This window comes from Actinomycetota bacterium, assembly GCA_035540895.1.
GTDB lineage: Bacteria > Actinomycetota > JAICYB01 > JAICYB01 > JAICYB01 > DATLFR01.
The window spans coordinates 1-9,983 of record DATLFR010000153.1; the positions used below are offsets into that span (position 1 = coordinate 1).

General features: G+C 71.3%; 11 protein-coding genes. 2 read left to right on the plus strand and 9 right to left on the minus strand.

Going from position 1 to position 9,983, the window contains the following annotated elements:
* Both VM840_08745 and VM840_08750 read right to left on the minus strand, forming a co-directional pair.
* A partial coding sequence (locus VM840_08745; protein ID HVL81665.1) for a DUF421 domain-containing protein occupies positions 1-388 on the minus strand: 388 nt, incomplete at its 3' end.
* Between the two features lie 36 nt (positions 389-424).
* Positions 425-877: a DUF6328 family protein gene (locus VM840_08750; protein HVL81666.1), complete on the minus strand. Its 453-nt coding sequence runs from the start codon at positions 875-877 to the stop codon at positions 425-427.
* Positions 878-956: 79 nt separating this feature from the next.
* On the opposite strand from VM840_08750, the gene icd reads away from it, so the two are divergent.
* Entirely contained in the window at positions 957-2,204 is a 1,248-nt protein-coding gene (gene icd, locus VM840_08755; GenBank protein HVL81667.1) for an NADP-dependent isocitrate dehydrogenase, read from the plus strand.
* Between the two features lie 49 nt (positions 2,205-2,253).
* Here icd and VM840_08760 read toward each other — a convergent pair whose 3' ends face one another.
* The 3 genes from VM840_08760 to VM840_08770 form a co-directional block, all read right to left on the minus strand.
* A complete protein-coding gene (locus tag VM840_08760) occupies positions 2,254-2,649 on the minus strand; it encodes a hypothetical protein (GenBank protein HVL81668.1) in 396 nt (131 codons plus the stop codon).
* Between the two features lie 178 nt (positions 2,650-2,827).
* Complete coding sequence (locus VM840_08765; protein HVL81669.1) at positions 2,828-3,694, minus strand: methyltransferase domain-containing protein; 867 nt, start codon at positions 3,692-3,694, stop codon at positions 2,828-2,830.
* A 1-nt stretch (position 3,695) separates the two neighbouring features.
* Complete coding sequence (locus VM840_08770) at positions 3,696-5,237, minus strand: MFS transporter (protein ID HVL81670.1); 1,542 nt, start codon at positions 5,235-5,237, stop codon at positions 3,696-3,698.
* A 58-nt stretch (positions 5,238-5,295) separates the two neighbouring features.
* Between VM840_08770 and VM840_08775 the strand changes: the two genes are divergently transcribed.
* Positions 5,296-5,790: a peptidylprolyl isomerase gene (locus VM840_08775; GenBank protein ID HVL81671.1), complete on the plus strand. Its 495-nt coding sequence runs from the start codon at positions 5,296-5,298 to the stop codon at positions 5,788-5,790.
* A gap of 38 nt (positions 5,791-5,828) precedes the next feature.
* Here VM840_08775 and VM840_08780 read toward each other — a convergent pair whose 3' ends face one another.
* The 4 genes from VM840_08780 to VM840_08795 form a co-directional block, all read right to left on the minus strand.
* Positions 5,829-6,626: a hypothetical protein gene (locus VM840_08780; protein HVL81672.1), complete on the minus strand. Its 798-nt coding sequence runs from the start codon at positions 6,624-6,626 to the stop codon at positions 5,829-5,831.
* A gap of 528 nt (positions 6,627-7,154) precedes the next feature.
* Complete coding sequence (locus VM840_08785) at positions 7,155-7,532, minus strand: DUF1232 domain-containing protein (protein HVL81673.1); 378 nt, start codon at positions 7,530-7,532, stop codon at positions 7,155-7,157.
* Positions 7,533-7,589: 57 nt separating this feature from the next.
* Positions 7,590-8,810, minus strand: coding sequence for an aminotransferase class III-fold pyridoxal phosphate-dependent enzyme (locus VM840_08790; GenBank protein HVL81674.1), 1,221 nt, complete (start codon positions 8,808-8,810; stop codon positions 7,590-7,592).
* Positions 8,810-9,983 (minus strand): aldehyde dehydrogenase family protein (locus VM840_08795; GenBank protein HVL81675.1); only part of this gene is annotated, 1,174 nt, incomplete at its 5' end. The genes VM840_08795 and VM840_08790, both read right to left, overlap by 1 nt.

Genomic DNA, 9,983 nt, shown 5'->3' on the forward strand with positions numbered 1-9,983 from the left:
GGAGCTTGCTCATCAGGTCCGCCCGGGTCATCTGCAGACGGTCGAGACCCCGCTCTGACACCTGCCCGTCGTGCACGAGGATCACGGGCTCGAAGTCGGTCAGCCTGCGGGCCTTCCCCGAGCGCCGTCTCACCGCAGCGACGAGCCCCTGGAGGGTCAGCAGCGTGGCGAGCCCGGCCGTCCCCTCGGCCACCGAGACGCTGGGGTTGAGCGACGCGTTCGCGATCATGCTCCCGATGGCCACCGTCACGACCCAGTCGAAGGCGGACATCTCGGCCAGCGTGCGGCGGCCGGCGAGGCGCAGCCCCGCTACGGAGATGACGTAGAAGACGGCCGTGCTCACCGCCACCACCAGCAGGCTCGATGCTTCGTCGGGCAGGAGTCCCATATGGGGGGTTCTGCCCCGAGGGAGGGGCTTCGGAACCTAGTGGTCCCGGCGCGCCCGGACGAGCGGGAGCACGAACCAGATCGAGACGGTGATGACCGCCACCACCGCCGTGGTCACCGCGGCCAGCGCGGTGGCGTAGACGAAGGAGGTCACGAGGTAGACGCTGCAAGCGATGGCGAGGGCGAGGAAGACGGCTCCCGCGATCGCCAGGCGCGACGAGATCCTCAGCACCCCCTCCTTGTCGTGCTGCCGCCAGCGGAGCCGGTGCATGACGCTGGGCCCGATCAGCAGCGGCGATGCGATCCCGGCGGAGAGGAACGCCGCGAAGTACACGCCCCTCTCGACGGCGCTGACGCTCTCGAAGTTGTCGCTGAACGGCAGGATCAACAGGAAAGCGAACAGGACCTGCAGCCCCGGCATCGAGACCCGCAGCTCCTGCAGGAGCTCCTCGTACTCCTGGTCGAGCTCTCTCTCCGATCGCTGGGTCATGGTCTCCCGGTTGGACGCCGGCCTTGCCGTACCTGAGCCTGTATGTCCGGACGCGAGACGAGGATAAGAGGAGCGAGCCATGTCCTTCAGCGATGTGACGCCCCCCCAGGGAGGAACCATCTCCATCTCGGACGGGGTCCTGAACGTCCCCGACGACCCCGTCCTCCCGTACATCCGGGGAGACGGGACCGGCCCGGACATCTGGAACGCCTCCCAGCTGGTGTTCGACGCGGCCGTCGAGAAGGCGTACGGCGGCTCGAAGAAGGTGACCTGGTTCGAGGTGTACGCGGGCCAGGACGCGTTCGACCGCTTCGGGACCTGGCTCCCGGACGACACGGTCGAGGCCTTCCGCACCTACCTCGTGGGGATCAAAGGCCCCCTGACGACGCCGGTGGGGGGCGGGATCCGCTCGCTCAACGTCGCGCTGAGGCAGATGCTGGACCTGTACGTATGCCTGCGTCCGGTGCGCTGGTACCGCGGGGTGCCGTCCCCGGTCCGCCACCCCGAGAAGGTGGACATGGTGATCTTCCGTGAGAACACCGAGGACATCTACGCGGGGATCGAATGGGAGGCGGAGACGCCTGAGGCGAAGAAGGTCATCGAGTTCGTCCAGGACGAGATGGGGATGCGCAAGATCCGCTTCCCCGAGACGAGCGGCATCGGGATCAAGCCGGTCTCCCGGGAGGGCACGGAGCGCCTCGTCCGCGCCGCCCTGAACTACGCGATCGCCAACGGGCGGTCATCGGTGACCCTCGTGCACAAGGGCAACATCATGAAGTTCACCGAGGGAGCCTTCCGGGACTGGGGCTACGAGCTCACGCGCAAGGAGTACGAGGGACGAGCGGTGGGTTGGGACGACTGCGGGGGGAATCCGCCGTCCGGGCAGATCCTCGTGAAGGACGCGATAGCCGATATCGCCCTGCAGCAGGTGCTGACCCGACCGGACGAGTTCGACGTCATAGCCACCATGAACCTCAACGGGGACTACCTGTCCGACGCCCTGGCCGCGCAGGTCGGCGGGATCGGGATAGCCCCGGGGGGCAACATCAACTACGACACCGGACACGCCGTCTTCGAGGCCACCCACGGGACGGCTCCGAAGTATGCGGGTCAGGACAAGGTGAACCCGTCCTCGGTGATCCTCTCGGGCGTGATGATGTTCCGCCACATGGGTTGGAACGAGGCGGCGGACCTGATCGAGGCGGGGATCGAGCGCTCCATCTCCGAGTCGGTCGTCACCTACGACTTCGCCCGGCTCATGGACCCGCCGGTCGAGCCGGTGAGGTGCTCGGAGTTCGGGCAGGCGATCGTGGACCGGATGTCCTGACGCGGGTCGGGGCCGCGCGCGCGGAGCGCGCGCGGCCCCAGGGTGCGGTTCAGCTCGCCAGCGAGAACACGCGGCCCGCGTCATCGAGCCGGGCCGCGACGATATCCGCGCAGAGGCGCAGGGCCTCGGCTTCCTCCTTGAGCTGGTGCGAGGCGGGCGGCGGCCAGAGCGCCTCGACGCCCGTGGGCGCCGACGGTTCCGCGCCGGCCGCGTCGGTCTGCAGCTGGACGAGGGCCTCCCGGAGGGCGCCCATCTGCCGACGGACGTCCTCCGCGAGCACCTGCGCCCGCTTCAGGGCCTGCTTGGCCTGACGGCGCTCACGTGCCAGCTCGGTCAGGACTCCGGAGTGCCGGATGGTCCATCCGGCAACCGCGCCCGCCGTGACGCAGACGGTCGCACCGAGACCGCTCGTCCGCAGGAGTTGCCCAAGGATCTGATCGTTCACACGAACCCCCATCTGCTCGTCTTTCGCCCCGACGTCCCGGGCAGATGCGCATCCGTTTACTCGGCGCTCACCCTTCGCGCCTGTCTCCCCAACGGGGGTTCGAGCCCGGTCCCCCGAGGGTCGGTCTCAAGCCCCTCGGGGGAGGTTCCTCCCCCAGCCGGCGGGGCACGATCCGGACCTACGTGGCGGTGAACGAGCGGAGGAACCCGCCCATCGCGCGACGACGCTCGCGGACGTCCCAACCGGCGCCGCGCAGGGTCGCGATCGTCGTTCGGTCGAGGTGGCACCCTTGAGTAGCGCGCGACCAGAGGGGGTCCAGCCGCCGCAGGATCCCCGACGCGACGCGGCTCTTCGGCAGGACGTGCTCCACCCCGACGAGCCGCCCCCCGTCGGCGAGCACCCGCCTCATCTCGCCCGCTGCCCGTTGCGGGTCGCGCACGGAGCAGAGGACGAGCGTCGAGACGAGCGTGTCGAGGGCGGCGTCCCGGAACGGGAGCGCCTCGGCTTCCGCGCAGACCAGGCCGGCCCGCGAGGCGCGTCCGGATCCGCGTGCGTACCGGAGGCCGTCGATGTCGGGGTCCAACAGGATCGGCCGGACGCCCGGCGGGTAGTGGCGCATGTTCCGCGCCGTCCCCGCGCCCACCTCGAGGGTGCGTCCACGGGCAGACCCGGCCGCCCAGCGGCGCCAGTCCTCGAAACCGAGACGGTCGAGGACCGCGCACGACGCGTCGAGCATCGACGCCGTGCGGCCCCCCTCCACGGGGAGCCCGGCTCTCCGCCAGGCCGAGAACCCTCCGCGCAGGACCCACGCCTCGCCCGCGGTCCGCCGCGAGGCGGCGACCGCTCTGGGGCCGTGCTGGCAGACGAGCACGACGGGTCGGCCCGCGCCGTCGATGCCGCGACGCATCGCCCGGGGGAGCGGCACGTGGTACGAGCCCGCGATCCGGCCTCGGCGGTGTTCGGCCGTGGTGCGCACGTCCACCAGCACGGGCTCCCACCCGTCCCGTAGGCGGCGCGCCAGCTCTCCGGGTTCGATCCGGGCCACGTCACACCTCCGGCGGGCTGATCTCGTCGAGCTCCCGTCCGCGCGCCTCCGGGAGCCGGGGGAAGAGCGCGACCGCGGCGAGCAGCGGTGCGGCCGCGGTGAGTGCGACGGCCGGTCCGATCCCGCCCAGGGGATCGGAGAGGGCGCCCGCCGCCACCAGCCCCACGACCGACCCGGCGACGCCGAAGACGAGCAAGGCCGCGCCCGCGGTTCCGCGGACCTCGGTCGGGAAGAGCTCCGTGTTGAAGGCGGCCAGCGAAGGACCGGCCAGGGCCGCCGCCGCCGTTGAGGCGAGGAGCATCGCCCACAGGACAGGGCCCCCGAGCAGGAAGAAGCCGGCCGTCGTGACGGACATGACCACGACCCCCCCTATCGCGGCCGGTCGCCTGCCTCGCGACTCCGCGAGCCGACCCCCGACGTAGACGGCGACCAGCGCCGGGATGGACTGGGTGACGGCGCGCAGCAGGGTGATGCCCGTCCCCGAGAACCCGCGCTCGTTGGCCAGGTAGCGGTTCGTGAACTGGGACGAGGGGGCGAAGAACAGGTTCAGCAGGAACGCCGCTCCGGCCAGGAGGAGGAAGCGGCCGCCGTAGATGGGGTCCACGACCTCGCGCACCCGGCCCCGGCGCTGCGTCCGGGCCGCGATCTCGACGTAGCGGCGGGTCTCGCCGAGGCGCCGAGAGATGCCCGGCAGGAAGAAGAGGCCGAGCCCGCCGACGGCGAACAGGAGCCGCCAGGCCCAGGGGGCGAGGTCCGTCACCGGCAGGAGCGCGGCGCCGAGCACGAACCCGAAGCTGCCGGCCAGGCCGGTGACGGCGAGCGTCCACGCCCGGCCGCCCTCGGGCGCCTCCTCGGTCGCGGCGATGAAGCAGACGATCGAGGTCAGGTTGACGGACCCTCGGACGAGCACCTGCATCACCCCGAGCACGAGGACGGAGGGGGCGACGGCGGACGCCAGGCTGGCCGCGGCCGCGAGACCGGTGGCGACCAGGATCATGAGCCGGCGGCCGCGGCGGTCCGCGAGCGCGCTCCCGACGAGGGCGACGAGGGCGCCGACGCGCGTGAAGCCGGTGAGCACCCCGAGCTGGAAGTCCGAGGTCCCGAAGGAACGCGCGATCGGGTCGATGGCCTGTGTGAGCAACGACCCGGCGTAACCGGTCACGGCTAGGACGAAGGCCAGGGTGGCCATCGTGGCCGCCTGGTCCGGCGACAGCGCCGCCGGGGGAGCCCAGAAGGCTCTCCTGGGCGGAGGGGGGGCCGCCTCACCGGAGGCCTGGCTGTCCAGGACCGCGGCCAGATGGTGGAGCCGGCGCCTCACGTCGCGCCCCAGGGGAGGTCCGAAGAACCAGCCGAAGTAGGGGATCGGCGCGCGGTGCGCGGCCAGCTCGAGGGTCGAACCTCTCAGGGTCGCCCGGACCTCCCCCTCCACGAAGAGGTCGGGGCCCGGGGGCAGGGTCGCGTCGTTCCCTCCCAACGCTCGCAGGACCGGACCCGCGGGAGCGACCAGGGTCCGGACGACGCGGATCTCCTGGGTCGGGCGCATGGGGCGCCAGCCTACCGGGCGTGGTATGGGTTGCGGAACCGATACGAGGAGGACAGCCATGCCGAACCCGCCGTCCGGGACGCTCGACCCCACGAAGGACTACAAGGCGACCCTGCACACGTCCAAGGGCGACATCACGGTAGAGCTGTACGCGGGCGACGCCCCGATGACCGTGGAGAACTTCGTCAACCTCGCCCGCGAGGGGTTCTACGACGGGACCACCTTCCACCGCGTGATCCCGGGGTTCATGGCCCAGGGCGGGGACCCCACCGGTACCGGACGCGGAGGACCCGGCTACACGTTCCGCGACGAGTTCTCGTCGCGACGCCACGACGCCGCGGGCGTGCTCTCGATGGCCAACGCGGGGCCGAACACGAACGGGAGCCAGTTCTTCATCACCTTCGGCCCGACCCCTCACCTCGACGGCAAGCACACCGTGTTCGGAAAGGTCGTCGAAGGGATGGACGTGGTCGACTCGCTCTCAGAGCGGGACCCGTCCCGGGCCACGGAGCCGGGAGACCGGATCGAGAAGGTGACGGTGACGGAGGGGTAGGGGGGCCGAGCCCCAGACCCCCCCTCCGTCGGGGGCCGTCAGCTCACGATCAGACGGGTGGCCATGTCGTCCTCACCCGGGTTCTTCGCGTCGCTCGTGTGGGGCTTGCAGTACAGGACGTAGGTCCCGGGCCGATCGGGGACGCGGATCTCGACCGACCGCCCTGCGGTCAGGCCCTCGTCGACCCCGAACGCCTCGACCGTCGCCGTGTGGAAGTAGGGGTCGTCGTTGCGGACGACGATCTTGGATCCGCCTTCCACGCGGACCGGCCCCTCGAAGGCGAAGTCCTTAGCCGCGATGACCGTGTCGGCATCCGCGACGCTCGAGCGCCCGGCGAACGTGAGCGTGCCCGTCACGAGGGCAGCCAGCGCCAGGGCGGCCACGAAGACCCGGATCGCCACGGCCTCCCCGCCCACCGCCTCGGCCGACCGGTGTCCGCGGCGGCCGGCCACGATCGCTGCCACGCACGAGACGATGGCGATGAGCGCGCCCGGGATGACCATGAGGCCGGGCAGGACGTCGAAGAAGCTCGGGAAGTGGGTCAGCCCGAAGGCGGTCCAGAACATCGTGCCCGCCCCGACCAGGGCTCCCACGATCCCCACGACCTTCGACCAGGTGCCGAACCTGTACACCAGGAAAGCGCAGGTCAGGACGATGGCGGCGACCGCGGCGAAGAACCCGGTCTCCTCGCCCATGTCCATGCCCCACAGCGTCGCCGTCGTCAGCATCAGGACGGGTGCCAGCCCCTGTACGAGCAGCCCGAGGGAGGCGAGGCGCGTCCACCGCGTCCGCGTCCGGGTCTCGGGTGCGAGCTGTACTGCCTCCGTGACAGCCATCTCTACCTCCTAGCGTCGTTGACCTACCGACAGCATCCGGAGGTGCCGTTACGGGACCGTTACGGCTCCCGGGAAAGATCTTTCCGGGCGGAGGCAGGAAGATCGGCCCGGACGGCGTATCCTTGAACCAGTCTTGCACTGGGGAGCGCTCAGGAGGCCGCGGTTCTGGGGACCGCGGCCTTCAGCTTTTCCCGGAGATGCAGGAACCGGGTCCTGGGGAGACCCGGTTCCCTACGCTGCTGAGGGGGTGCGCTCGACAGGTGAAACGCGCATCCCGTGCCGAGCCGTCGGGGGGGAAGCAGGGATCGGCTCCCGATGCGGCGAACCACTCACACAGTCTTGGATGGGGAGAGCGCTCCCGGGAGGCCGCGGATCTGGGGACCCGCGGCCTCCGTTCATGTCCCGGAAAGGGTGGAACCGGGCCCTGGGGAGGCCCGGTTCCTACGCTGCTGAGGGGGTGCGCTCGACAGGTGAAACGCGCGCCCTACCCCCAGCCGTCGGGGGGGTTCGCGCTCGGGAGTCCTTCGATCAGGACCCGCTTACCAGACCGGTCCGGCTGGAGGAGACCGTGCCGTCCAGGTCCGTGGCCAGCAGCCCCTCCAGAGCGTCCGCGGTCCCGCTCCAGTGCTCCAGGAGGATGTCCTGCGGGATACGGCGCAGGACGGCGCGCAACCCGACCGTGAGCACGACGATGTCGTCGAGCTGCCCGGCGAACGGCACCCAGTCGGGGACGATCTCGAAGGGCAGGAAGACGTACGCGCAGATCGCGCCCAGCGCCACCCGCTGGTAAGTGGGCACGCGCCCGTCGCGGACGATCCGCCAGATCAGCTGGGCCAGATCCGGCAGGATCCGGGCCCAGTCACGGAGGTTGGCCGGGTCGAAGGTCCTCGGAACAGGTGTTGGCATCTCATACCTCCCGTCTCGGCTGCCCGGATCGTACCCCCGGCCCCGGAGATCGACGCATCACCCCGCGCCGAGCGCGTGGACCAGGATCTGGAGCCCCATCTCCAGCTCGGCGTCGGAGGCGTTCAGCGGCGGGATCAACCGCAGGACGGAGTCGCGAGGCCCGCAGGACAGCACGAGGAGCCCCTCCTCGAGGCACCGGTGCCGGACCCGCGCGCAGGCCTCGGCGTCGGAGAGCTCCACCCCCACCATGTACCCCAGGCCGCGGACCTGCGGGGCGTGGGCCCGTAGCCGCTCTACGATCGCCGGACCCGTCTCCCGGACGCGCGGCAGCAGTGCCTCCCGCTCGACCACGTCCATCACGGCGACGGCGGCTGCGCAGGACACGGGGTTGCCCCCGAAGGTGGTGCCGTGGGTGGCCGTCGGCCACCGATCGAAGAGCTCCCGGGAGGCGACGATCCCGCCGAGGGGGAACCCGTTGGCCACCCCCTTGGCGAACAGGACGACGTCCGGGTGGACCCCGTGGGTCTGCGCGGCGAACCACCGGCCGGTGCGTCCGGCTCCCGTCTGCACCTCGTCGAAGACCAGCAGGACGCCGTGCCGGTCCGCGCGCTCGCGCAGACCTCTCAGCCAGGCGACCGGCGGGACCACGTAGCCTCCCTCCCCCAGGACGGGCTCGACGACCATCGCGGCGACCGCGTGGTCCAGCAGCTCGTCTAGGGCGGCGAGCGCCGCCTCGACCTCCTCGGGGGAGTGGCAGAAGGGGGCGATGGACACGCCCGGCAGGAGCGGGTCGTAGCCCTCGCGGTAGCGGTCCTTCGCGGTGGTGAGGGAGACGGCTCCCATCGTCCGGCCGTGGAACCCGCCCCGGAAGGCGACGATGCCCGGCCGCCCTGTGGTCCGGCGGGCCAGTTTGATCGCCCCCTCGACGGCCTCCGCTCCGGTGTTGCAGAAGAAGATCCGGGGGTCGTCGATGAAGGGGGTCCGGGCGATCAGTCGCTCCGCGCACTCGATGCCGGGTGCGTGCCGGGCGACCACTGAGGTGTGGACCAGGGTCCGGACCTGCCGTTCCACGGCGGCCACCACGTCAGGGTGGCAGTGGCCGAGGTTGGTCACCGCGATGCCGCACGCGAAGTCGAGGTACCGGCGTCCCTCGACGTCCGTGAGCCAGGAACCCTCGCCGGACGCGGCCACGATATCGGTCATCCGGGCCAGGACCGACCCGATCGCGTCCGCATCTCGTTCGAGCCACGTGCGCACCTGCTCGGGGGAGACGGCCATCACGACCCTCCCGGACGGTTGTCGATCTGCGCCCGCTGCAGCCGCCCCGAGTAGTCGATGTACACGCTCTTCACCTCGGAGAACTGCTCGATCCCCCGGACACCCGCCTCTCGGAACCCGTTGCCGGTGTGCTTCGTCCCGCCGAACGGGAGCTGGATCTCGGCGCCGATGGTGGGCGCGTTGACGTACACGATCCCCGAATCGACCGCGTCGACCGCCCGCAGAGCGGCGTTGATGTCGCGGGTGTAGACGGCGGTGGACAGCCCGTAGGGGACGGAGTTGGCCACCACGACCGCCTCGTCCAGCGAGCCCGTCTCGATCACCGACAGGACCGGCCCGAACACCTCGGTCCGGGCGATCTCCTGGTCGGGGGCCACGCCCCGCAGGACCGTTGGCGCATAGAAGGCGCCGCCCTCGCACCCGTCGATCGAGACGATCTCGCCGCCGCAGACGAGCTCGGCTCCCGCGTGCACGGCGGCCTGTACCATCCCGTGGATGCGCTCCGCCGACCGCCGGTCGATCACGGGCCCCATGTCTGTTGAGGGGTCGGTAGGGTCGCCGAGCCGCAACGCACGGGCCCGCTCCGCCACCGCGTCCACGAGACCGCGAGCCTCGGGATGCAGGAGCAGCCGGGAGGTCGAGGTGCACCGCTGGCCGGAGGTCCCGAACGCGCCGAAGACCGCGCCGTCGCAGGCCAGGTCGAGGTCGGCGTCCGGCATCACGATCATCGCGTTCTTGCCCCCGAGTTCCAGGGACACGATCCGCGGGCCGCTCTCCATCGCCCTCGCGGCGACCATCCGTCCGGTGGGGACCGAGCCGGTGAAGCTCAGCGCGCGAACCATCGGGTGGGAGACGAGAGCGGCCCCCGCCTCACCGTGGCCGTGGACGAGGTTGATCAACCCGGCCGGGACACCCCCCTCGACGAGCGCGGCGACGAAGGTCTCGGCGCAGAGCGGGGTGTTCTCGGAAGGCTTCAGGACGATGCCGTTGCCGGCCAGGAGGGCGGGGAAGATCTTCCAGGCCGGGATGGCGACCGGGAAGTTCCAGGGGGTGACCATCCCGACCACTCCGACCGGCTGCCGGGTCGTGTAGGCGGCTTTGTTGCGCAGCTCGGACGGGTGGACGCTGCCGATCGCCCCGCGCCCCATCCCGCCCACGAAGACGGCCATGTCG